General features: G+C 64.4%; 22 protein-coding genes. 5 read left to right on the forward strand and 17 right to left on the reverse strand.

What is annotated here, in order from left to right:
* Positions 1-17 precede the first annotated feature (17 nt).
* From P1X14_RS03970 to P1X14_RS03985, 4 genes are all read right to left on the reverse strand, one after another.
* Entirely contained in the window at positions 18-974 is a 957-nt protein-coding gene (locus P1X14_RS03970) for a hypothetical protein (protein WP_277314017.1), read from the reverse strand.
* Positions 975-1085: 111 nt separating this feature from the next.
* On the reverse strand, positions 1086-1667 hold the full coding sequence (locus P1X14_RS03975) for a PadR family transcriptional regulator (RefSeq protein ID WP_277314018.1): 582 nt from the start codon (positions 1665-1667) through the stop codon (positions 1086-1088).
* Between the two features lie 45 nt (positions 1668-1712).
* Entirely contained in the window at positions 1713-2417 is a 705-nt protein-coding gene (locus P1X14_RS03980; RefSeq protein WP_277314019.1) for a LytTR family DNA-binding domain-containing protein, read from the reverse strand.
* On the reverse strand, positions 2414-3517 hold the full coding sequence (locus tag P1X14_RS03985; protein ID WP_277314020.1) for a histidine kinase: 1104 nt from the start codon (positions 3515-3517) through the stop codon (positions 2414-2416). The genes P1X14_RS03980 and P1X14_RS03985 overlap by 4 nt, the downstream gene beginning before the upstream one ends.
* Before the next feature lie 90 nt (positions 3518-3607).
* Between P1X14_RS03985 and P1X14_RS03990 the strand changes: the two genes are divergently transcribed.
* Positions 3608-4306, forward strand: coding sequence for a hypothetical protein (locus P1X14_RS03990; RefSeq protein WP_277314021.1), 699 nt, complete (start codon positions 3608-3610; stop codon positions 4304-4306).
* A 101-nt stretch (positions 4307-4407) separates the two neighbouring features.
* Complete coding sequence (locus tag P1X14_RS03995) at positions 4408-4920, forward strand: rhodanese-like domain-containing protein (protein ID WP_277314022.1); 513 nt, start codon at positions 4408-4410, stop codon at positions 4918-4920.
* 125 nt (positions 4921-5045) lie between these two features.
* On the opposite strand, the gene P1X14_RS04000 is transcribed toward P1X14_RS03995, so the two are convergent.
* From P1X14_RS04000 to P1X14_RS04025, 6 genes are all read right to left on the reverse strand, one after another.
* Complete coding sequence (locus tag P1X14_RS04000; protein ID WP_277314023.1) at positions 5046-5819, reverse strand: AraC family transcriptional regulator; 774 nt, start codon at positions 5817-5819, stop codon at positions 5046-5048.
* Between the two features lie 103 nt (positions 5820-5922).
* Positions 5923-6441 carry a hypothetical protein gene (locus P1X14_RS04005; protein WP_277314024.1) on the reverse strand — a complete coding sequence of 173 codons (519 nt, stop codon included), beginning with the start codon at positions 6439-6441 and terminating at the stop codon, positions 5923-5925.
* A 111-nt stretch (positions 6442-6552) separates the two neighbouring features.
* On the reverse strand, positions 6553-9714 hold the full coding sequence (locus tag P1X14_RS04010; protein ID WP_277314025.1) for a TonB-dependent receptor: 3162 nt from the start codon (positions 9712-9714) through the stop codon (positions 6553-6555).
* Between the two features lie 162 nt (positions 9715-9876).
* A complete protein-coding gene (locus P1X14_RS04015) occupies positions 9877-10239 on the reverse strand; it encodes a LytTR family DNA-binding domain-containing protein (protein ID WP_277314026.1) in 363 nt (120 codons plus the stop codon).
* A gap of 305 nt (positions 10240-10544) precedes the next feature.
* The gene (gene leuA / locus P1X14_RS04020; RefSeq protein ID WP_277314027.1) at positions 10545-12203 is read right to left on the reverse strand and encodes a 2-isopropylmalate synthase; all 1659 of its coding nucleotides are present in this window, start codon (positions 12201-12203) and stop codon (positions 10545-10547) included.
* Between the two features lie 222 nt (positions 12204-12425).
* The gene (locus P1X14_RS04025) at positions 12426-12647 is read right to left on the reverse strand and encodes a hypothetical protein (RefSeq protein WP_277314028.1); all 222 of its coding nucleotides are present in this window, start codon (positions 12645-12647) and stop codon (positions 12426-12428) included.
* Between the two features lie 338 nt (positions 12648-12985).
* On the opposite strand from P1X14_RS04025, the gene P1X14_RS04030 reads away from it, so the two are divergent.
* The 3 genes from P1X14_RS04030 (at position 12986) to P1X14_RS04040 (ending at position 16715) form a co-directional block, all read left to right on the forward strand.
* Complete coding sequence (locus P1X14_RS04030; protein WP_277314029.1) at positions 12986-13243, forward strand: SWIB/MDM2 domain-containing protein; 258 nt, start codon at positions 12986-12988, stop codon at positions 13241-13243.
* 502 nt (positions 13244-13745) lie between these two features.
* The gene (locus P1X14_RS04035) at positions 13746-14459 is read left to right on the forward strand and encodes a polysaccharide biosynthesis/export family protein (RefSeq protein ID WP_277314030.1); all 714 of its coding nucleotides are present in this window, start codon (positions 13746-13748) and stop codon (positions 14457-14459) included.
* A 30-nt stretch (positions 14460-14489) separates the two neighbouring features.
* Entirely contained in the window at positions 14490-16715 is a 2226-nt protein-coding gene (locus P1X14_RS04040; RefSeq protein WP_277314031.1) for a polysaccharide biosynthesis tyrosine autokinase, read from the forward strand.
* A 149-nt stretch (positions 16716-16864) separates the two neighbouring features.
* Here the strand turns inward: P1X14_RS04040 and P1X14_RS04045 are convergent, their stop codons facing one another.
* Genes P1X14_RS04045 through rfbF form a run of 7 tightly spaced genes read right to left on the reverse strand, consistent with a single transcriptional unit; the run spans position 16865 to position 23490 of the window.
* A complete protein-coding gene (locus tag P1X14_RS04045; RefSeq protein ID WP_277314032.1) occupies positions 16865-18166 on the reverse strand; it encodes a hypothetical protein in 1302 nt (433 codons plus the stop codon).
* A 32-nt stretch (positions 18167-18198) separates the two neighbouring features.
* Positions 18199-19188: a glycosyltransferase family 2 protein gene (locus P1X14_RS04050; RefSeq protein ID WP_277314033.1), complete on the reverse strand. Its 990-nt coding sequence runs from the start codon at positions 19186-19188 to the stop codon at positions 18199-18201.
* Between the two features lie 2 nt (positions 19189-19190).
* The gene (locus P1X14_RS04055) at positions 19191-19583 is read right to left on the reverse strand and encodes a GtrA family protein (RefSeq protein ID WP_277314034.1); all 393 of its coding nucleotides are present in this window, start codon (positions 19581-19583) and stop codon (positions 19191-19193) included.
* The gene (locus P1X14_RS04060) at positions 19570-20442 is read right to left on the reverse strand and encodes a hypothetical protein (RefSeq protein ID WP_277314035.1); all 873 of its coding nucleotides are present in this window, start codon (positions 20440-20442) and stop codon (positions 19570-19572) included. The genes P1X14_RS04055 and P1X14_RS04060 overlap by 14 nt, the downstream gene beginning before the upstream one ends.
* Positions 20439-21626: a class I SAM-dependent methyltransferase gene (locus P1X14_RS04065; protein ID WP_277314036.1), complete on the reverse strand. Its 1188-nt coding sequence runs from the start codon at positions 21624-21626 to the stop codon at positions 20439-20441. Before P1X14_RS04065 ends, P1X14_RS04060 begins: the two co-directional genes overlap by 4 nt.
* A gap of 14 nt (positions 21627-21640) precedes the next feature.
* The gene (gene rfbG, locus P1X14_RS04070) at positions 21641-22726 is read right to left on the reverse strand and encodes a CDP-glucose 4,6-dehydratase (RefSeq protein WP_277314063.1); all 1086 of its coding nucleotides are present in this window, start codon (positions 22724-22726) and stop codon (positions 21641-21643) included.
* On the reverse strand, positions 22714-23490 hold the full coding sequence (rfbF, locus tag P1X14_RS04075; RefSeq protein ID WP_277314037.1) for a glucose-1-phosphate cytidylyltransferase: 777 nt from the start codon (positions 23488-23490) through the stop codon (positions 22714-22716). Before rfbF ends, rfbG begins: the two co-directional genes overlap by 13 nt.
* Between the last annotated feature and the right edge of the window lie 16 nt (positions 23491-23506).

The following is a 23506-nucleotide window of genomic DNA, read 5'->3' on the forward strand; positions in this document are numbered from 1 at the left end:
AACACAATCGCCAATTCCTATCCCAGCCGGCGGCGAAGCGCTTCCCCGCTCCCGGTCACCCGCACCGTCCGGCTGGCGATCACGCCCACGCCGACATCGCCGCGCAGATGATGGCTGCGCCAGAAGGTCTTGCCCGCGCGCCGCACCAGATGGCCGCGGACCTGATGCAGCCGCGATGCCGAACGGTCGCCATGGCCCCTGCCCGCGCCACCGCCGCTGCCCACCGCTGCCAGCCTCAGGCTCACTTCGACATGATCGAGCAGCAGCGCCTTGCCTGCCTTGGCGCGGGCGCGATTGATCTTCTCCAGCCCCTGCCGCGGCTCGGCCACCGAACATTCGAGGCTGAGCAGCAGCAGAAAGGCGCACAGGATGCCGAAATCGGGCAGCGTCGCGCGCATCATCGTCTGCAAGTCGCCGTGCGTCAGCCCGCCCGAGGCGCGAAAATAATCGGCCCAGCGCTGGTCGATCCGTCCAAGGCCGTGGCGCAGGATGCGGTGGAGTTCATCGGGATTGGCAACATCGTCGAAATGCACGCCGCATCGCGCCCCGTCGGACGCGATCTCCTCATCGAAATCGAACAGGAACAGCATCTGCGCCGCCCAGGGATTGCCCTCGGCATCCTGGCTGTAGCTCTGCATCGATCCGCGCCGCCCGGTTTCGTCGGCTTCGACGAACAGGCCCGCGCGCTGGCTGGACGATCCCGAAGCCTTTGCCACGCAGGGATCGGTCCATTCGATCCACATCGTCTGATGCGGGATGCGATAGCAATCGTCGCGCGGCTGGATCGTCTCGGGCCGGTTGCACAGCAGTTCGAGGCAGGTATCGCGGATCGTGTCGTCGAGCACGTAGCGCGCGCTGCACCGGCGGACCTCCGCCGCGACGTCGGCGGCGCCCGGAACGTGATGAACATTGCCTATGGCGTCGACTACGCCCGGTTCCGGCCGGCTCTGCGCAACGCGGTCATACAGATACATACGCAAAATCCTCCGCACACGGATAATATTGCGTTTCGTACTATAATCGACCGGCAATGGGAGGGTTATGGCGCGAACTGGAGCGCGCGCGGGACGAAGCGGTGGACGGGGTCAGCTTTGCGAGATTTCCAGCATCACGTCGTTCAGCCAGCGATGCCGCGCCTTGATGCCCACGACCGCGCCTGCCGTGGCAAGCTCGACATTCAGCCCCTCATGGGCACGCGCGAAATTCTCGATCTGCTCGAGCTTGTCCTCCAGCGCGCGGCTGGCCTCGAGCAGGAAGCGCATCTGCTCGGCCTTGGAAAGAAGGGCGAAGAACAGGATCTTGCTGCGCAGCGGATCATGGGGGAGCAGATCGGCATCGGAGACGCGGCCGACCCAGCGCGCGGCGGCCGCACGGCCGCTGCGGGTGGCGGAAAGCACCTCGGCACGGCGCGGCGAATCCTTGACCGGCGTCGCCTCGACCAGCCCGCGATCGCGCAGCCGCTTGACGATGGGATAGATGGCGCCGGTGCTGCCCGAGAGCGAACTGACCGGCGAGCGCGCCAGCGCCTTCATCACGTCATAAGCGGAAATCGGCTGGTGCACCGCGATCTGCGCCAGCACATGCGCCTCGAGTTCGGTCAGCGCCGCAGCGCCTTCGGTCTCGGATACGGCCTCCGGCTCGCTGTGCGTCGCGGTATCACTCTTCATTCAGCTAGCCCCCTTGCTGAAATACTGTAATTCGCACGATAGCCGCTATCCCTGCAAGGCGGTTTCGACATCGCGGCGGAATGAGCGGGAAACGCGCATCGTCTCGCCCGATCGCAGCGTCAGTTCGCCATCGCCATGCCGGTCGCGCGAGAGCCGCTCGATCCAGCGCACCGCGACGATCGCCGAGCGGCTGACCGCGACGAAGCCGTGCCCCGCCAGCCGCTCCTGCATCTGCTTCAGGGTCGAGCGGACCATGTATCCGGCATGCTGGGTGAGGATGCGGACATAATTGCCCTCGGCCAGCACCGCCATCACGTCCTGCGGCAACAGCGTCACCAGATCGCCGGCATCGCGCGCCGCGACCCAACTGATCGCGGGCGCCGCGGGACGGCCCAGCAATTGCGCGCGGCGGCAGGCCTGGCGCAGCCGCTCGAGCGTGTAGGGCTTCACCACATAGTCGGCGACGTCGAGATCGAGCGCCTCGACCGCGAAATCGATATGCGCGGTCACCAGCACCACTGCCGGGCGCGCATCGGGCGGGCTGGCGCGCAGCATGTCGAGGCCGCTGCCGCCGGGCATGTTGATGTCAACGAAGGCGATATCCGGCTTGGTCGCGTTGAGCAGCGCCAGCGCCGAATTGCCGTCCGACGCCTCGCCTACGATGGTCAGCCCGCCAATCTCCGCCAGCATCCGCGCCAGCCGCTCGCGCGCGGGCGGTTCGTCGTCGACGATGATGACGCGTGCGCTCATGCGGCCTTTGCCGGCAGATTGAGTTCGGCGACCGTCCAGCCATCCATGACGCGCAGGCTAAGCCTGGCCGCATCGCCGAACAACAGGCCTAGCCGGGTCCGCAGATTGTCGAGCGCGATCCCGGCACCGCGGCTATCGCTGCGGGCGATCGATCCACCACTGTCGCGCACGCGGATACGGACGCCGCCGGGCACGGCATGGGCTTCGACGAAGATCGTGAACGGTCCGCCGCTGCGTTCGAGGCCGTGGCGCACCGCATTCTCGAACAGGGTCTGCACCGCAAAGGGCGGCACCTGCACCGTGCCGGGCGGCAGCACGATATCCCAACGCACCTCCAGCCGGTCGCTGAAGCGCGCCTGCTCGATCGCGGCATGGGCGCGAACGATGTCCAGCTCGCCTTCCAGGTCGACCAGATGCCCGTCGAGCCGCTCGGTGCTTTCCAGCAGCGCGGCGAGATCGGTCAGCACCGCCTTGGCGCGCTTGGGCCGGTTGGCCAGCTCGCTGAGCGCCATGTTGAGCGCGTTGAGCACGAAATGCGGGCGAAGCTGGCGCCGCAGCGCCTCCAGCAGCGCGGTCGAACGGCGGCTGTCCACCCGGTCGCGCCAGGTGCGCGATGCCACCGCGCGAGCATGGTTGCGCCAGATCGAAGCGGTGGCGACGATCACCGCATAGATCACCAGATCGGTATCGATCAGCACCACCAGCTGGGTGATCTTGGGCGGCGGCCAGCGCACGCCGAGCATCAGCGGCGCGATATCCAGCCAGGCGCGAAGGTTGAGCAGGGTCCAGTAGATCGCCGCGTGCAGCAGCCAGATGCACAGCGCGACGCCAAGATGGATCAGCAGCCGCCGCACCACATGCGGCGTGACGACCGGCCAGCGCCGCGCGGCAATCCACACCAAAGGCGCCAACGGCGTCCAGCTCCAGAACAGCAGCAGCAGCCGCGTGACGATCTCGATCCGCGGATGCGGGACCGAATAGGCCCAGACCGCCATCAGCGCATTGGTCATATACAGCCCGGCGGCGAAGGTGCCGAAGGCGAACGCGACCAGCGCGATCCGCCATGGCGACGGCTCGACCATCCGCGGTTCAGTCGTCACGGAAACGGGTCCGATATTCAGGGGCTGGCGTCGGCATTGCTAATCGTAGTATGTCTTAGAGCGGTTCGGGGTGCAAGCGAGCGAGTGGGCATGCGGCGCTGGGTACGTATCATTCTGGGGACGGCGACGGCGATCGTCACGATCTCGACGCTGATCACGCTGCAGCAATGGATCATCGTGCCCAATATGGGCTGGCGCAGCGCCTATGTCGTGATGCTGGACGGGTTGATCGACTGGACGGTGTGGGCGCTGCTGACGCCGCTGATCATCTGGGTCGCGCGCCGTGCGCCGATGTTCCGCAAGGGGCGGCCGCAGCCCGCGATCCTGCTCCATGCATTGCTGGGCACCGCGGCGACGGCGATCTGGACCATCCCGATTGCCTATATCACCATGTTGTTCGCCCGGTTCGGCTTCGACGGGATGCAGCCCATCCCCTATTCCAGCGCCTATCTCTACGAGCTTCAGGGACGCAGCTTCTATTATTCGCTGTTCTACTGGCTGGTGGTCGGCATCGTCACAGCGCGGCAGCTGGCGACCGATGCGCAGGAAGCCGCAGGCGAAGCGGCGCGGCTGGAAAGCGAGGCGCTGGCCGCCGACCTGCAGGCCGCGCGGGTGCATTACGACCCGCGCGGGCTGGCGCACGAGTTGCGCGAAGCCGCCGCGCTGGCCGAGGCCGATCCGGTGCGTGCGGAGGAACATATCCTGGAAACCGCAGGAGAATTGCAGCGCAGCCTGGCACTCACCTCATCGTTGGTCGCACAGCGCCCGGTGCACGCGGTCTCGGGCTGATCCGCTCCGTTTCGTCCCCGACATCACCGTCCGGTCACTTCACCCTTGAGCCGCGCCGCGCGCGAGGGTCCACTCCCCTTACTCTGTGGGAGGAGGGTGTAATGGCGCGTTTCGAACAATTCGAACAAGGCAGTCCGGACGTCGCGGAAATCACCGGCATGCCGGTCGATTTCGCCGAGCACACGCCCGATCGCCGGCCCGAAGCCATCGACGCCCCCGCCCTGCCCCCTCGCGTAATGGCGGCACTCATGGCTCATCGTCTCGAATTCGAAATCGACGTTTGCGACCTGTTCGACGCACAGCTCCGCGGCAAGGCACCGCCGCTGATCGACGCCCGGATCGGCCGCGCCTATCGCACCGCGCACATCGCCGGCGCGGTGAACATGGATCCGGAGAATGTGTCGCGCAGCGCGCTGCAGGCACTGCCCCGCGCGCCGTACATCGCGGTCTATGGCAGCGATGCGCAGCGGCTGGACGCGGTGCGCGTGTCTCACGCCATCGCCGAGCTGGGCTTTGCGGTGAAGATCGTGAATGGCGGGTTCGCCGCCTGGACCGAACAGGGCTTCCCGGTCGCCCAGACCAGCGCCCCGACCCACCGGATCGCGGCGCTCTAAATCAATCCTCCCCCGCCAGGGGGAGGTGTCAGCGCAGCTGACGGAGGGGGAGGATTCCAGAACGGAGGTTAGGGAGTCCTCCCCCTCCGTCGCCTTCGGCGCCACCTCCCCCTGGCGGGGGAGGATTAAGTTGACTGCCGGGCCCGCCGCCACGCCGCTGGTGTGGTCATCGTCATCAGCTTGAATGCCGAGCTGAAGTGCGACTGGGCGGCATAGCCGCATTCCAGCGCGATCTGGGCGATCCCCTGATCGGTTTCGGCGAGCAGCAGCTTGGCCCGCTCGATCCGCCGCCGCCGGAAATAGCGATAGGGTGGCTCGCCCAGCGAGCGGCGGAAGGCACGCGAGAAATGCGGGGTGCTCAGCCCCACCAATCCGGCCAGTTCGTCCAGTGCGATGTCGCGGTGCAGGTTGCGTTCGATATGATCAATGCAGGCACGCAGCCGGTGACCGCTCAGCCCGCCCTGAAGCGGCTGATCGCTGTCGATCCGCACATGCCGACCGGCCAGCCGGATCGCGACAATCTCGGCCAAGCGGCGCGCATAATCCGGGCAATGCGCACGCTCGATACATTCGCGCCGCAATGCCTCGGCCATCAGCCAGGCGACCTCGTCTCCCGCGTCGCAAAAGCCGAGGAAGCTCAGTTGCGGATGCCATTCGAGGCCTGCGGCTTCGAGCAGGAAGGCCGTGTCGAGCGACACCAGCAGCACCTCATCGCCATCCAGTGATGGCAGCGGACCCGGTCCGGCCGCGAGCATCCGCCGGTCGCCAATGAAGATGGCAGCGAACGCATCGCCGGGCCGCTCCGGCAGGCCCGCAAGCGCATCCCCGGCGCACAGCACCGCTTCGCCGCCGGACCATCTGAGCGTGCGGATCCCGGAGATCACAAGCGGATCGTGCATCGTCATCGCCGCGAGATTGCGCGGGTCTACCCGGCTCCGCCATCGCCCGTTCGACGAACGGCGGCTGATGGCGACGAGCGTTGGCCTCTCCCGGGCTGCTATTTCAGCGAAGCCGTGCCTTTAGTTGCCCGATCTGCGAACACAGATTGTGCGACGCCCGGATCACGCTCTCGCACAGTGCTTCGGCTTCCGCTTCAGCCAGAGGCAACGCTTCCCGGGACAAATGGCTCGACCGAAACGTTACGAGACGAAACACCACCGTCCAGCGACCCTGCAGGTCCAGTGTGATCTTGCACACACCATGGCAAAGCATGTTGCGGAAGTCGGTGTGGCTTCGCCACCGCTCCAGTGTCCCCAGCAGATTTCCCGCCTCAGCTTCGAATGGCCCACCAGCGCTGATCGTGGCAGCGAGCGCTTCGAGCCGCTGGCCTACCAGATGTGGCAGCGTCACCTGCCCGCCCCGGCCCTCGACTTGAGCCAAGACGTCAAGGCACTCGGTCACGCTCGTCTCGGCGCGGGTAAATGCATCGACACAGCGCCCCCGCCATGCGTTCACCCGCTCCGTCGCCACCTCGAACGGTTCGCGGGGAAGAGGTTCGAGATTGAGGGCCGGCGCGTTCACCCCGACGGGATAGCAGGCGCATGTTGATGATTGGTTTGCGCAAGAAATTGGGGCCGGCAGCATCCCCTGCCGGCCCCTGGGGAACCGTGAGTTAGGATCGCGGGGCAGCGATCAGAACTTGATCACGGCTCCCGCATAGAAGAAGCGGCCGACATTCTCGTACACCGCAGTGCCCGTGCCGCCCGAACCGCACGAGAAGACGCCGCCGGTGCCGCAGGTGCCGTCGAAGCCGAACGGCGGCGCGGTATCGAACAGATTGTCGACGCCGATATAGAAGCGGTAGGTCTTCACCGGCTCGAAACCGAAGCGGAACGAATGGTAGAAGGTGTCCGGCGTCCACACGACCGGGAACTTGTCGAGATCGGTCGCCGGGCGCCCGTCGAGCGGGTGCTGGGTCTCGTAGAAATCGACCGTCATGCCCGTGATGTACCGCAGGTTATAGTTCACATCGAACTTGCCGAAATCGAGGTTCGCCTCGAGGCTCGCCGCATATTCCGGCTCGTTCAGCTCGCCCTTGGCACGATCGCGGAAGGTGGGATCGTTGACGTTGCTGTACGAGTCCCGCTTCAGCAGCCAGCTGAACACGCCGCGCAGGTTCAGATCAGCGCCGAACATGCGGGTCTGGTAGGTCGCATCGAAATCGATGCCCGAGGTTTCCAGCTTGGCGAAGTTGAACGGGCCGGAGATGAACGAATTGTCGTTCGCGCCGACCGTGTACTGCACCGTCGATCCGCCGACATTGCGGTTCGACTGGCCGAGGAAGGTGCCGTCGGGACGGCGGAAGACCGCGGCGCAATACTGGTTCCCGATGCCGCTGGGATTGTCATAGCACAGGTCGATCACGGTCTGCGCGCCGAGCGAGAAGATCACATTCTCGACCTTGATGTCGTAATAATCGACCGTCAGTGAGAAGCCCGGCAGGAAGCGCGGCTGGAACACCGCGCCCAGCGTGATGCTGGTGCCGCGTTCCTCTTCCAGATTGGCGTTGCTGCCGTTCAGACCGCGGATGCCCGACGAGGGCACGTTGGTCCATGGCACGGTGACGCCCGCGATCACTTCGGTGGTGGGCACGCCCGCCGCCGCGCAGTTCGCCACGCGGAAGGTGGTGCCGTTGTTGATGTTGGTCTGGCTGCACGGATCGACCAGCCCGTTGAGGAAGGTCTGCGAGGCCGGGCGGTACAGGTTCACCAGCGTCGGCGCGCGGACCGAGCGGGCATAGCCGCCGCGGAAGCGCACGCCCTGGATCGGCGAATAGATGCCGCCGACATTATAGGTCCACACGCTGCCGGTGGTGCCCGCTCCGCTGTTGTAATCGGAGATGCGCGCGGCGCCTTCGAACGACAGTTCCTCGAAGCCCGGCATGCCCTTCAGCAGCGGGATGCGGACTTCGCCATAGGCTTCCTTCACCTTCAGCGTGGGCGCGTTGAAGGGCAGGATCACGTTGAAGTCGGTCGCGCCGCTCGCGGTGATCGGATCGTAGATCGAGCGGGCCGTCTCCGCGCGATACTCGCCGCCGATCGCGAAGGCGACCGGGCCGCCGGGCAGTTCGAACAGCTGCGACAGATCGCCCGACACGAAGGCGCTGACGCTGAAGAAGGTCGCGCGCTCGTCGCGGAAAACATCGGCGCTGACATAGTCGAGCGCGGCGGCGGAGGGCTTGCCGTTGCCGAACACGTTGATCGGCACGCAGGCCGCGTCATTGTTGTTCGGATTGGCATCGGCATTGATCGCACAGACGATCTGCCCGCCCGACAGCACCGCATCGGCGGCGTTACGGAAATTCTGGAGCAGAATGCGGTTGGTCGCATCGAAATGCGTGTCGGTCTGGCCGTAATTGGCCGCGATCTCGTAGCGCCAGTCTTCGTTGAACACGCCGTCGATCCCGCCGACCAGGCGGAAGGTGTCGCGGGTATATTCCTCGCCGCGGCCGCCGAAATCGACGTTGAAGCGCTGGATGCTGAAGGTGGTCGCTCCCGGCGCCAGGCTGCGGGTCAGCAGGTCGCGCGCCTGACCGGTCAGGAACGGATTGCTGAGATTATAGGTGCCCTGCAAATTGGCGATGCTGGTCGGCTGGCCTTCCTGATTGCCGGTGATGCGGACGAACTTGCCTTCGAAGAAAGGCCGGAAGGCCGGGCTGAACTCATAGCTGGCCAGCACGTTCGCCGACTTGCGCTCAAGCCGCGGCAGCAACTGGCCGGTCAGGCGCAGCGTCGAGCCCTGCCCGCCGATGCAGTTGCCCGATCCGAACGGCCGCAGATCGCGGGTGCAGCGATTGGCGGCGAGATTGCCGTTGCTGTCGAAGTGGAAATTGACGCCCAGCTCGGCGCCGGTGTTGCTGCGCTCCCCGGTGCAGTTGAGCGCGCGGCGCGCCTGGACCGCAGCGAAATTGGGATCGCCCGCAGCAACCGCCGCAGGGCAGGCCGCGGCATAGGTGCCGCCTTCGGAGATATTGCCGTTGCGCACGCCGCGCAGGAAGGCGTTGTCGGGGATGCCGTCGCCCGCCGCCGGTTCACCCAGCGTGTTCTGCACCACGTTGAACTGCGGGCGGCCCGAATAGGCGCCGTACAGGTCGTCGCGATCGGAATAGTAGACGTCGTCGGCATAGGAATATTCGAGCGACGCGGCGATGTTGCCGCGGCCTTCCGAGAAATTCTTGCCCGCGGTCGCCGACACCAGATAGCTGCCGCGATCGCCATAGCCGCTGGCGCCGGCCTGAGCGCGGAAGCGGAAGCCTTCGAAATTGCGCTTGGTGACGAAGTTGACCACGCCCGCGACTGCGTCCGAGCCGTAAATGGCCGAATTGCCGCCGGTCACCACATCGACGCGCTCGAGCAGATCGACCGGAATCGTGTTCACATCGATGCTGGTCGGCGTGCCCGGCTGCGCCGTCACATGGCGGCGGCCATTGACCAGCACCAGCGTGCGCGAGGTGCCCAGACCGCGCAGATCGAGCAGGTTGAGGCCCGCGGTGCCGATAAAGCCGCCCGAATTGGCCTGGCTGAATGTCGCGTGCATCGACGGCAGATTGTTGAGCGCGTCGCCCAGCGAGACGTTGCCGGTGTCGGTCAGCTCGCCGACCTGCATCGTGGTGACCGGCACTGCCGAGGTCAGGCCCGGACGCGCGATGCGCGAGCCGGTGACGATGATCGGCGCCTCGTCCGGCGCGGCTTCGGTCTCGTCCGCGGCAGGCGCGTCCTGCGCCTGTGCCATGCCGGGCAGGAGGATGGCGGTCGCCAGCGCGGTCGCCGAAAGGAATTGATGGATCGTTCGCATGGTAATCGCCCCTTGTCTGTTGCGTGGGGTCGTGATTGCCGCGACGAACGGCGATGCGCTTTCGCGATCCGATCATCGCTTGCGCAGAACGATCATATTGCGTTTCGTATTATTATGGTTGCGTGACAGCTGTGGCAGCATTGTCACAATATTGCGCGACGATCAGGCCGCGAACGGCGCGCGGCTGGCGAGTTCGGCGAGCAGCGCCGCGGCATAGCTTCGCCCTACACGCACCTCCACCCCGCCCCCGGTCACTACGGTGAGCGCACCGTCCGCGCCACGCCGCACTTCGCTCGCCCGGTCCCAGCGGACGATGGCAGAGCGATGGACGCGGCGGAATGCCGCGGTTCCGATCCGCGCCTCGATCGAGGCCATGGTCTCATGGTGCAGGAACGAGCCATCCGGCGTGTGCAACCGGACATAGTCGCGCTCCGCTTCGATCCAGTCGAGGTCGCCCGGGTTCACCCGCCGGTAGCGGCCATGGGCGTGGACCCAGATGCTGTCGGGTTGGGAGGCGCCGGACATGCGCTGACAATAGTACGAAACGTATCATATATCCACCCGTCACGCCGGCCTTTTGCCGGACTCCACCGGGAGGCGAAGGGAGCGCTCAGGGCTCGAGAAATCATCCAATCCTCCCCGGAGGGGGAGGTGGCAGCCGCAGGCTGACGGAGGGGTATTATCCGCGAGCGACGTTGCCTGTGGAGATTACCCCTCCACCGCTTCGCGGTCCCCCTCCCCCTCCGGGGGAGGATTTAAGCGTCAGCGCTGAATATAGATTCAACCTAGTGGACCCCGGCACTTCGGCCGGGGTGACGGTCAGCGAAAAATCAGGCCCGGTTCGCCGCGCTCAGCACCGCGCGCACCGAAGCGGTCGCGATATCCGCGTCGATCCCCACCCCGAACACCGTCCGCCCATCGGCGGTGCGGCATTCGACATAGGCGGCGGCCTGCGCATCGGCACCATGGCCGATGGCGTGTTCGCTGTAATCGACCACGTCGAGGCTCGGCCCGGTGGTGCCCGCAAGCGCGTCGATCACGCCCGAGATCAGGCCGTTGCCACGCCCGGAGATCGAGCGGACCTCGCCGTCCACCGCGATACGGCCGACGAACACGCGGCTGCCAGCCACGCCGCTTTCCTCATAATCCTCAAGCACGAACCGCGCGCCATCGCCGGGCAGATAGGTCCGGTCGAACAGCCCGCCGATATCCGCGGCATTCAGTTCGCGGCTGGTCTCGTCGGCCAGCGCCTGGACGTGACGGCTGAAATCGGCCTGCATCCGCTTGGGCAGCTTCAGCCCGCGATCCTGCTCCAGCACCCAGGCGACGCCGCCCTTGCCCGACTGGGAATTGACGCGGATCACCGCTTCGTAATCGCGGCCCAGATCCTTGGGGTCGATCGGCAGATACGGCACGTCCCAGAACTCGTCATTGCGCTCGGCCTGCGCAGCAAAGCCCTTCTTGATCGCGTCCTGATGGCTGCCCGAGAATGCGGTGAACACCAGTTCGCCCGCATAGGGATGGCGCGGATGCACCGGCAGCTGGTTGCAATATTCGACGGTCTTGATGACCTCGTCGATGTCCGAGAAATCGAGCTTGGGGTCGATCCCCTGCGTGTACATGTTCAGCGCCAGCGTCACGAGATCGCAATTGCCGGTGCGCTCACCATTGCCGAACAGGCAGCCCTCGACGCGATCCGCACCCGCCATCAGCCCCAGCTCGGCCGCAGCTACGCCGGTGCCGCGATCGTTATGCGGGTGGAGCGAGATGACCACGCTTTCGCGATTGCGGATATTGCGCCCGAACCATTCGATCTGGTCGGCATAGACGTTGGGCGTCGCGCACTCGACCGTGGCGGGCAGGTTGAAGATGATCGGCCGTTCTGGCGTCGGCTGGAGGATGTCCATCACCGCTTCGCAGCACTCGAGCGAGAAATCGAGCTCGGCGGTCGAGAAGGTCTCGGGGCTGTACTCGAAATGCCATTCGGTATCGGGCTGTTTCGCCGCTTCGTCGCGCAGCACCTTGGCGCCGGCGACCGCGATCTCGCGAACCTCGTCACGGCTCATGTTGAACACGATGCGGCGCCATGCCGGCGACACGGCGTTATAGAGATGGACGATCGCCTGCTTTGCGCCCTTCAGGCTCTGGAAACTGGTCTCGATCAGGTCCTGTCGCGACTGGGTCAGCACCTGGATGATGACGTCGTCCGGGATCTTGCCGTCGCGGATCAGGCCCGAGATGAAATCGAACTCGGTCGCGCCCGCGGCGGGGAAGCCGACCTCGATCTCCTTCGCGCCGACTTTCAGCAACAGATCGAAGAAGCGGGTCTTCTTCTCGCTGTCCATCGGATCGATCAGCGACTGGTTGCCGTCGCGCATATCGGTGGAGAGCCAGCGCGGCGGCTGGGTGATCGTCTTTGACGGCCATTGCCGGTCGGGCAGGTCGATGGTCGGGAAGGGACGGTATTTGGCGGAAGGATCGCGTAACATGTGCGGTGTCTCTCGGCTCGACCGGGCGCTCGCCGGGTCAGGGTCGGTCTAAGGTTTCCAGGTCACCCTTAGGGGAGACACGCGCGCAAGCGGCTCGCCCCTAAGGGCGGATAAGTCGTAGGCCGAGGGCGCGCGCAATCGTCATGGTCATCCCAATGCCCAAGCCGCGCGGCTTTGTCCACCATAGCGAAGTTGCACCGCGCTAAAGTTGCGGCGCAGGCGTTACATCGTGTTGGTTTCGACCATCGTGTCTTCGTTGCTGGCATTCGAAGGCGCGGACGACGGCGATGCGCTGGGCGACGGCGCGGGGGTCGGGGTCGCGACGATCTCGGCCATGGGCGGCGGATCGGAATAGTTGGTACCCGTGGTGCCGCTTCCGCCGCACGACGCCAGCAGCAGCGCCCCGCCTAGTCCCAGTCCCACTCGGCCCAAAACCACTCGCATCGCGCTCTCCATCCCTGTTTCGAGCATCGCGATAGCACGACTTCGCGGCGAGCCGAACAGGCACAGCGGCGAAACGTTGCGCAGGCGCTATCGCCGCAGTGCGAAGCGCGCGAGGAAGGGGCATCGAATTGTCTGGAGAGGGCCCTGCGGCATCGTCTGCCGCGAAGTTATTCACAGGCAAGTGTCCGATACGAAGCAGAAAACGCTTTCGGGTAGGTGCATCGGGCTGAGAACCACAGTACATCGCTCACAGCGACTACGGTGGGGAAGTCCCGCACAAACCGTCTGCGCTGACCAAGGAATAGCCCGTCCAAGGGCACGAACAGGAGATGAAGAACATGGCGGACACCAAAGCGCGCGGCGGTATCGCCAAGCCCGTCACCCCCTCGGCCGAACTGGCCGCGATCGTTGGCACGGCCGCGCTGCCCCGCAGCGAGATCGTCAGCAAGATGTGGGCTTACATCAAGAGCAACAACCTCCAGAACCCTGCAAACAAGCGGGAAATCCTGGCGGATGCGAAGCTCAAGCCGATCTTCGGCGCCGACAAGGTGACGATGTTCGAGATGAACAAGCACATCGCCAAGCACGTCAAGTGATGCCTGGGCCGGTGTGAACCGGCCCGCCACTCGATGGGGTTCAGGGGCGGGTCCTTCAGGGGGGCCGCCCCTTTCCTTTGCGCCCCGCCCTGCCGCCGCGACCACGGTGCCGGGATTGCGCGAATCGCGGTCGCGATGGCTCCGGCCGGGCCTCGCCGCACCATGAAAAATGGCGACCGCGCCACCACAACGGGCGGAAACTTGCGGCTATTTCGCGCTCGAAGGCGCTTCGCGGCCCGATTTCGCGGATCGCCGGACAGTGCGCCGAAATACCGCCCGCACGCGACAAGCTGCGCAGCATTTTGTTGCACTGCGGCAAAACCTGCCTAAACTTTCTTGCACAAAGCGCTCAGGTCGCCATAACGGGTCCGGATTGGATGCTGTCCCTGATCGGGGGCAGGACAATGTCAGGGACAAACGGCACCGTACGGGCCGGGCGCTTTGAAACGCAGGGGGCGGAAAAGTGAGCGACGTTCGGGCAACCTCGATACGGCATTCCTCCATGGCGGCGTTCGGCCGGCGCGTTTCCGCGCCGCTGCGCACGCTGATGGTACTCGCGGCGGGTGCGCTGCTTGCCAGCTGCACTACCCAGCGCGCCGATCTGCCCGCCGGGCAGGACGCCTATACGATCATCCCCGCCGCACCGACCGATGTCGTGCTGCGCGAATATCGCCTTCAGCCGGCCGATATCGTCTCGGTCGTCGTCTATCGCGAGCCGGAACTCTCGATCAGCCAGGTCGAGGTGGATTCGCAGGGTCGCGTGCCGATGCCGCTGCTCGGCCCGGTCGAGGCCGTCGGCGCGACCACCGACGAACTGGCCGAGCTGATCCGCAAGCGGCTGCTGCAATATCTGAACGAGCCGCGGGTGACGGTGTATGTCGCCAGCGCCGTCTCTCAGCGCGTGGTGGTCGATGGCTCGGTGATCCAGCCGGGCATCTATGAATTCCGCGGCCGCACGACCCTGCTCGGGGCGATCTCGCTGGCACGTGGCCCGAACAACGTCGCCCAGCTCGACGAAGTGGCGATCTTCCGCCGCCAGGGCGGCAAGCTGTACGCAGCCAAGTTCGACCTGCGCGCGATCCGCCGCGGCGAAATGCCCGACCCCGAGATCCTGGGCAACGACACCGTCGTGGTCGGCTTCTCGGGCCTGCGCAGCGCATGGCGCGACTTCCTCCAGGCCCTGCCTGCGGTCGCGATCTTCCGCCCCTTCGGCTGACGCCGCATCGCCCCGCGTCTCAAGTAACAAGTGAGTAGTAGAACGGTGCAGCACGAGCTTCCGAAGCGCAAAGAGACCGATGCCTGGTCGGAAGCCTATCCGGCTCAGGGCCTGATTCCGGACGGCCCTGCCACTGAGGAGGGTGGCGGTCTCGATCTGCGTGCGCTTATGGCGGCCGCCTATCGCAATCGCCTGATCTTCGTGATCGTGATTGCGCTGGCGCTGCTGGCGGCGGTCGTGGTGACGATGCTGACGACGCCGATCTATGTCGCGACCGCCTCGGTCCAGATCGAGCAGCAGACCGCAACTATCCTTGAGAAGTCCGATGTCGAGCCAGTCATCCCGATGGCGGATGCCGATCGCTTCCTCGAGACCCAGGGCGCGATCCTGCGCAGCCGTGCGCTGGCCGAACGCGTTGCCTACTCGCTGAATCTCGCCCGCAACGATCGCTTCATCGAAGCAATGGGCGGCGAGCCGCCAAAGGCCACCGGTCGCGCGCTCATCGTCGCGCGCTATCGTCAGGTGGTCGGCCTGTTGCTGCGTAACCTGAGCATCAAGGTCCCTACAGATTCGCGCGTCGCATCGATCTCGTTCGCCAGCCCAAGCCCGGAGATCGCGGCGCAGGTAGCCAACAGCTATGCCGAGAATTACATCCGCTCGAACCTCGAGCGGCGCTTCGACTCCTCCGCTTATGCGCGTCAGTTCCTCCAGAACCAGATCGCGCAGACGAAAGAGCGGCTCGAGGATTCCGAAGAGGCCCTGCTCGCCTATGCGCGCACCGAAGGTCTGGTCGAAACCGAGGCGACCGGCCAGACTGGCGAAGGCGGCGGTTCGACCACCCTCACGACTTCAAACCTGCGCGACATCAATGCCAGCTACGTCGCAGTTCGTGCAGAGCGAGTGAAAGCGGAACAGCGCTGGCGCCAGGCGCAGGCCACGCCGTTGATGTCGCTGCCCGAAGTCCAGGCCAGCCCGGTGATCCAGCAGTTGCTGACCCGTCGAGCAACCGAACTGGCCGCGCTGGGCGAGCTCCGGGCACGTTATCGTCCCGACCACCCCAGTGTCGAGCAGGCGACGACCGAGCTTGCCACGCTAGACCGCGAGATCAATACGCAAGCGGTCAATGTTCGTAACGGCATCCGCAACGCCTATGACGTTCTGGTCAATCAGGAACGCGCGCTGGAAACCAGCGTGAAGGGCCTGAGCGGCAACGCCCTGTCCGAACAGGGCCTGCGCGTCCGCTACAACATCCTGAAGCGCGAGGTGGATACCAATCGCTCGCTCTATGAGGCGCTTCTGCAGCGCTACAAGGAGCTCGCCGCGACGGCAGGCGTCTCGACCAGCAACATCTCGGTTATCGATGGCGCCCAGGTACCTGGCGGTCCGTCGAAGCCCGACCTGTTCATGAACCTCGCCTTCGCACTGTTTGCCGGATTGGGCCTCGGCGCGCTCGCCGCCTTTGTCCGCGAACATTTCGACGATGCGATCCGCACCCCCGACGAAGTGCAGCGCAAGCTCGGCCTGCAGCTCTTGGGTGTCACGCCGATCATCACCAGCGGCGGAGATCCGGTCAGCGAGTTGCGCGATCCCAAATCACCGTTGGCGGAAGCCTATCACTCGCTGCGGACCAGCATCAGCTTTGCGAGTACGCAGGGTCAGCCGCGCACAATCCTGTTCACCAGCAGCCGTCCGGAAGAAGGCAAGTCGACCAGCTCGATCGCGATCGCCCAAGAGTTCGGGAGCCTCGGCCAGCGCGTCCTGCTGATCGACGGCGACTTGAGAAAGCCGTCGCTGCACAAGGTGCTCAAGCTCAGCTCGAAGGCAGGCCTGAGCAACGTGCTGGCACACCACCTGGAGCTTTCCCAGGCGGTTCAGCCGAGCGGCTTCGCAAATGTCGATTTCGTGTCCAGCGGACCCATCCCGCCCAATCCGACCGAGCTGCTTGCGTCGCATACGCTGCCGCAGTTGCTGGCACAGGCTCGCGAATCCTATGATACGATAGTGATCGACGGTCCGCCGGTGATCGGTCTGGCCGACGCCCAGCTTCTGTCGCGGCAGGTCGACGCAACTGTCTTCGCCGCACAGGCGAGCCGCTCGCATCGCGGACAGGCCAAGGCGGCGGTCCGTCGCCTGCATGCAGCCAATGCCAATGTGATCGGTGCGGTGCTGACCAAGTTCGACGCCAAGCGCGCCGGCTATGGCTATGGGTACGGCTATGGCTATGCCTACGACTATACCTACGGCAACACGGACTGATCAGCGTATCGCTCGCCTTTGGAGAGCGTGGTGCATTGTTGCGACCGGTCAGAAGACCTTGAAGGGCACTGAGCTGATGCGAGCGCTCTCTTAAAGCGCTCGCTAGCTAACAGCGTTGGCTCACTCGGAAGCAGCAGAGCTCTGGCCTCTCAAAGGCCTCCGTTGACGGCCCGATCTGCGGGGCACAGCGCGTCGAAGGTCCAGACCTGGCTATTGAGCAGAGGAGGCCCATTCAGCGCGGCATTCAACAGCGCGAATGCCGCTACAGCCGGCCACAGCTTCGGCTTCGCGGCCAGCAGCGGCGCGATCAGGAGGATCGTGGCGGGCATCCACTGCCCGGCATAAAGCTGCATCGCTTGCGGGGCGAAGTAGACATAGAACGCGACGATAGCGCCAATGATCGCCACCATCGACACAACAGTCCCGCGCCACACAATGGAGCGTAGTCCAGTGACGATGCCGGAAACGATCAGCGCAAGCCATCCGAGCATTGCCAGCCCACGAAGCGGGCTTGCGGCATATTGCGGGAGCTCATTCCACAGATATCGGCAGAATAGCGTCGATTCCGGTGCGACGTGCGCAAATGCGAAGATCGTGGCGATCGTATCCGCCAGCGTCTTGCCGTCGAAGAAGTGCGAAATCGACGCGTAACGTTCGAGCAGGCCCGTCTGGACTCCAAAGCCGATCCACGCACTGACGAGCAGAACCGGGACCGCGGTCACAGCCAAGGCCGCACCGATCGAGATCGCAGCAAGACGCGTGGCCCCGCGCGGGTCACTCCCACGCGATTTGTCCAGCCATGTGCCCCAGGAAGCAACGGCATAGGCGGCCGCAGGCAAGTTGAACAACGCCGCCCCGGCAACCGCGGCTCCCGCAAGCGCCCCGCTTACCCAGCCGATCGATATCTGGCCAACGATCGTGATGATCAGCAAGGCCACGCACACGGCAGCTACGGTAAGGCTGTAGGTATCCACGACCGAAGCGATGGTAACAAAGGCGTAGGACATGGCACCCAGCGCCACCAACGACACGGCCGGTCCGGCAGTCAGGCCGCGGAGCCGCAGCGTCAGAAAGAGAGCCGCAAGTCCGATACCGACCGCAAGAGCGAAGCCGATCGAAATCGCGACCGGCGGCGGGACACCCAAGAACTGAAGCGGCGCGATCACCATCAACGTCCAGCCGATCGCTGCGGGGTGCTTGGATGGTCCGAGACCGCCATAGCGATGCGTGCTGATCATCCCGTAATTCTCAGCCGTATCGGCACCGAATACCGAATTGTCGACGGGGTTGAGCGAGATGAACTCGTACAGTCTCCAGGTGAAGAACAGCGTCGCGACCACCAGAATGGCCGATGCTACGATCCAATCCTGACGTATCAGATTCCGCTCGCGGAAGAGGTTGCAGACCTGGTTTTTCCACTCAACGAAGTGAGCCCGCACCGTCATGATCATCCCCCAGCCTCGCTCAGTGGTGATAGAACCGCCTAGCCGCGCCGCGACTTCCGGGCTGCCGGCTTCGGCTCAGCCTCGACCTCTGCAAAATTGATGGCATCGCGTTCCACGACGACCGGGCCGCCGCGAACCTGTTTGTGGATCGACGTTACATATTCGCCCATCACGCCGATGAAGAGGAACTGCAGACCGGACAGGAAGAACAGCGAAACGATCAGCGTGATGATCCCGCGCGGCGCGCTGGTCAGCCCCAACGCCCAGGCAGCACCGACGCCCACCGAGTAGAAGATCGACAGCGATGCGATCGCCATGCCGACCAGCGTGCAAACCCGCATCGGGGCGCTGGTGTAGGATAGGATGCCGTTGATCGCCTGATCGATCAGCATGAAGAGATTGAGCCGCGACCGGCCCCGCTCACGCTTCGCCCAGTGATAGGGAACGACGATGCGCCGGAAGCCGACGGCGGCGATCATGCCGCGCAAAAACGGATAATGGTCCTGATAGGACAGCACCGCGTCCGCGACCTTCCGGTCGATCAGCTGGAACTCGCCCACCTTCTCCGGGATCTCAAAATCCGCCAGCCGGTTCACCGTCCGGTAGAACAGTGAGCGCGACTTGCGCATCATCCAGCTTTCCTCGCGCGTGGTGCGAGCACCGGCGACGATCTCGTACCCACTTTCCCACAGCCGGACGAACTCCGGAACGAGCGCAGGTGGATCCTGGAGATCGATCGGAAGGAAGGTGATGACAGCGTCGCCGCTGGTCCGCCGCAGGGCATTGAACATCGAACGGAAGGGGCCGAAATTGCGCGCATTAAGGATCACACGCACTCGCGGATCCTCGGCCGCCAAGGCTCTCAGCATTTCGGGCGTCGTGTCAGTCGAGCCATTGTCCGAGAAGACATGCTCGTAATCATATCCGGGCAGTTCATTGCGAAACATGTCCCGCACCGCCTCATAGCATTCCCTGAGGCTGTCCTCCTCATTGTAGCAGGGCGAAACAATCGAGATGGTCTTCCGCATGATCATTGTCTCCCGAAGACGAACCGCTTCAGTATCAGGAATGAGAGGACCACCGTCGGCGGGATGCAAAGCGCCTGCGCCACGAGGGATTGAAGGCCGGTCCGCTCGAGCGCGACCAGCAGAACCAGATTGAAGAGATAGGTGAACCCGTACGCGCCGATGAAGCGCGGGATCAGGCGGGGATCGCTGCTCGAGAACACGAACCGGCCGGTCGTGAAGAAATTGAACAGGATTCCGACACAGGTGGCGATGAACAGTGCCAGCGGGCTCGCCAGCCCTAGCCATATTCCGAGCCCGAACACGGAATAGCCGAACAGCGTGTTGACCACGCCGATCGCCAGGAACCGGATCAGGCGAGGGTCGATCAGGCTGGTCAAGGCTTCAATTTTGGCCATGGACACCGATCGATTCCCACATCGTCACCACCCGGCGGTGGAAGGCCGGGGGTCGCCGGGCCGCGCCAAAGACCTCCGCGTCGTAGAATGCGGAGAGAAAGGGTATCCTTGAATCGGCCACATCGGCGCTCGGCTGGGCACCGAAAGGCGTCTGCGCATCGAACAGGACCTGCTCATCCAGCATGACACGAAAATGGTGAGGCCGGTTTCCCAGAGTGAAGCGCTGATGGAGTTGCGCGTCCCCGGCACTGCTAATCGCTTCGATGGTCTCACCGCCGGATGGGTCAGCCACTCGCGCACTGCTGAGTTCGCCACCCGGGATTGCCGCTTCGGCGACTGCCAGCGAATGAATGAAGTAGAAGGCGAGAGCGCCGCCGCCAGCCTCTTCGTTGCGCTTCCAGGAATCGGAAGCCGCCGCCAATCGGAAATCCCATTCGATGGACGCGCTGCCACCCGCAGCGAGGTGGCTACGCATCGGCTCGAACCATGGGCAGTAAAGTAACAGATACGGCGTCGCGAACGATACCCCCCTGCCCTCGAGCGTATCGATCACGTCCATCGAGGCTGATGGATCGGCTGCCAATGGTTTCTCCATCACCAGCATTTCTGGCGCTTTGCCGCCGCCAGCGAGCACAACCGGAGCATTATCCTCGGGCCGCCGGGCAAGCACGAGCGTTTCGGCCGAGAGAGCATCCGCCTCATCCTCGAGCCAGGTGATCGCCGGAATCAGCGGTGCCAGCGGCAACCGTCGTTCGAACAAGGGTCGATAGCGGGCGAGCGTCGCAACCTTGCGGCCTTCGCTCGCCAGCATCGCCACATGCCCGTAGCAGCCGAAGCCGCTACCCAGGACTGCGATCATTCGAAGATGGGGACGACCTGGCCCTTATAGCCATTGTCCCGCATATACTTTTCGATCTCTGCATGGATGTGCCACGCAAAGTTGACGATCACGGGCGCATCGAGATGTTCGTCGAAGAACTCCTTCTCGTCGCGGATTTCGATGCGGGTGCCCGGAATGTAGTTGCCGATCTTGGGCGAGCCGCTGCGCTCATAGGTGCGGTCGATCATAGTCTCGTCGAGACCGAAGCAATGCACCAGGATCGCTGCGCGGCCCGGAAAAGCCTTGCCCGGCAGGGGGCCGTGCGCGGCAACCAGAGCGGCGATCTTCTCGCGGATCTCCACTCGCGCGGCATCGACCTTGGGCCCCATTTCCTTCAGCGCATCAAGGTAACCGGACTCGTCCGGGCGCGCGTCGGAGCCTGCGGTACCCGTCCCCATCATCACGCGGATGTTGCCGTTGTAGCGCGGCGGGAAGGCAACCGTCTCAACCTGAAGCCCAAGCTTTGCGGCGATGAAATCGAACGAACGGCACGAATAGGTGCGCGGATGCTCGTGATAGAAGGTGTCGAACTGGTTGCGGTCGATCACGGCGCCAAGATAGTGATTCTCGACGACCAGCTTGCTGTCCGGCTTGAGCAGTCGGCCCAGATTCTCGATCACACCGTTCAGATCCTCGATGTGCGCGAACACATTGGTGAAGGTGATGACGTCCGGCTTAGGACTTTCCTTCAGATATTCGGTGACAGCGTCGGAATCGAAGAAGCCATGGATGACGCGGTCTACCCGCGCCCGCGCGTCTTCCGAAGCGCCGGTCGGTTCGATACCAACAGTGCTCGCACCGAATTCGCGGAAGATGTTGAGCAGGCTGCCGTCATTGCAGCCGATGTCGAGCACGGTCTTCCCCTTCAGGCCACCGACCGTGGCGTCGACCGCCTCGACCAGTTCGCGCATGCCCGCGATCACGTCCTTCGTCATCGCCGCGCGATAGTGATAGGTCTGCGGGAACAGGAGCTTCTTCTCCACCTGCACCACCTGATGCACCGTCAGGCACACCGGGCATGCTGCAAGATCCAGCGGATAGGGCGTCGGTTGCGCGTCGCTGCCGATCGGAACCAGATCGTCGCACATCGGCTGATCACCCAGGTTCAGGACCGGGATCAGCTCTTTGCCATCGCAAACTTCGCAAGTGGTGATCTGCTGCACAAGAACTCCTGAAATTAGCGAGGGTTGAGGGTGCTGAAGTGTTTGATTTGCGTCGCGGTTACGCCGGAGGGATCCTCGCCCTTGGCAACCGCGGAATACCATTGAGCGGTCAATGCGACCGTATCGCCGAAGTCCAGCCGGGGCGCCCATCCCAGTTGAAGCCTCGCCTTGGAGCAATCGAGCCGCAGCAGATGGGCCTCATGCGGCGCATTGGGGGGCGGTCGAACCTCGAGATGACCGCAACCGAGTTGCTCGACCAGCGCTTCCGCAACCTCCAGCACCGGGCGGTTGTCGGTTTCGGAGGGGCCGAAATTGAACGCCTGATCGACGCCTTCGTCCCCGTTGTAGAGGCGCTCAGCCAAGCCGAGATACGCCGCAAGTGGCTCCATCACATGCTGCCAAGGGCGGACCGCGCCGGGTGAGCGGATCACGACTTCGCCGGAGTCCGACAGTGCGCCGCGAATGATGTCCGGTACCAGCCGGTCCTTCGACCAGTCCCCGCCGCCGATCACATTGCCAGCGCGAACGCTGGCGATCCGGGCCGGGTGACCATCCTTGCGATAGGGCGCGAAATAACTGCGCCGCATCGAGGCCACCACGATCTCCGCCGCACCCTTGCTGGCACTGTAGGGGTCGTAACCGCCAAGCGGGTCACTTTCGCGATACCCCCACTCCCACTCCCGGTTTTCATAGCATTTATCGCTGGTGATCACGACGACGGAGCGGACCGACGGCGTACGCCGCACAGCATCCAGGACCGCTGCCGTACCGACGACATTGGTTGCGAACGTCTCGACCGGCGTTTCGAAGGACTCGCGGACCAGCGCCTGAGCGGCGAGATGCAGCACGATCTCCGGCTGCGACCGCTCGAACGCTTCTGCAAGCGCCGCCGTGTCGGTGATATCGGCGATCATGCCGGGCATCCGGTCGATCCCCAGCAGATCGTAGAGCGCAGGTTCGGTCTCGGGTGCCAGCGCAAGCCCAAAGGATTCGGCGCCAAGCTCGCGAAGCCAGAAGCTCAGCCAACTGCCCTTGAACCCGGTATGGCCCGTAACAAGAACGCGCCTGCCAGCCCAGAATTCGGGATTTACGGCCAGCATTGCCACGGCGCCTTCCCGCTGCTCCACAACTCCTCAAGCTGGGTCCGGTCGCGCAGCGTATCCATCGGCTGCCAGAAGCCGTCATGCCTATAGGCGTGAAGCTCGCCGCTCTCCGCGAGCCGCTCCATCGGGCTGCGTTCCCAGATCGTCGAATCGTCTTCGATCAGGTCCAGCACCTTGGGCGAGAGAACGAAGAACCCGCCATTGATCCAGCCGGCATCCTCGATCGGCTTCTCCGCAAAGCTGGCGACGCGGTCGTCATCGACCATGTCGAGCAGGCCGAAACGGCTGGGCGGGCGGACGGCGGTCACCGTCGCCAGACCGCCATGCGAACGATGACGCTCGGCGAGCGCGGCAATGTCGATATCTGCCACGCCGTCGCCATAGGTGAGGAAGAACGCCTCTTCATCACGCAGCAGATGCCCCACTCGGCCAAGACGGCCGCCGGTCATCGTATTGGCACCGGTATCGACCAGCTTGACCGACCAGTCCTCGGCATAGGAGCGGTCGAATTGAATCTCCGACTTCCGCGTATCGATCGTCACATCGGACATGTGAAGCTGATAGTTGGCGAAATATTCTTTGATTACATAGCCTTTGAAACCACAGCAGATGATGAAATCGCGGACGCCGTGCGCCGCATAGATTTTCATGATGTGCCACAGAATAGGCCGCCCGCCGACCTCCACCATCGGCTTGGGACGCAAGCTTGTCTCTTCAGCGAGCCGAGTACCAAGCCCACCGGCCAAGATAACTGCCTTCACGCCGCCCCCTTTTTGC

This window comes from Sphingomonas sp. AOB5 (assembly GCF_029433115.1).
Classification (GTDB): Bacteria; Pseudomonadota; Alphaproteobacteria; order Sphingomonadales; family Sphingomonadaceae; genus Sphingomonas.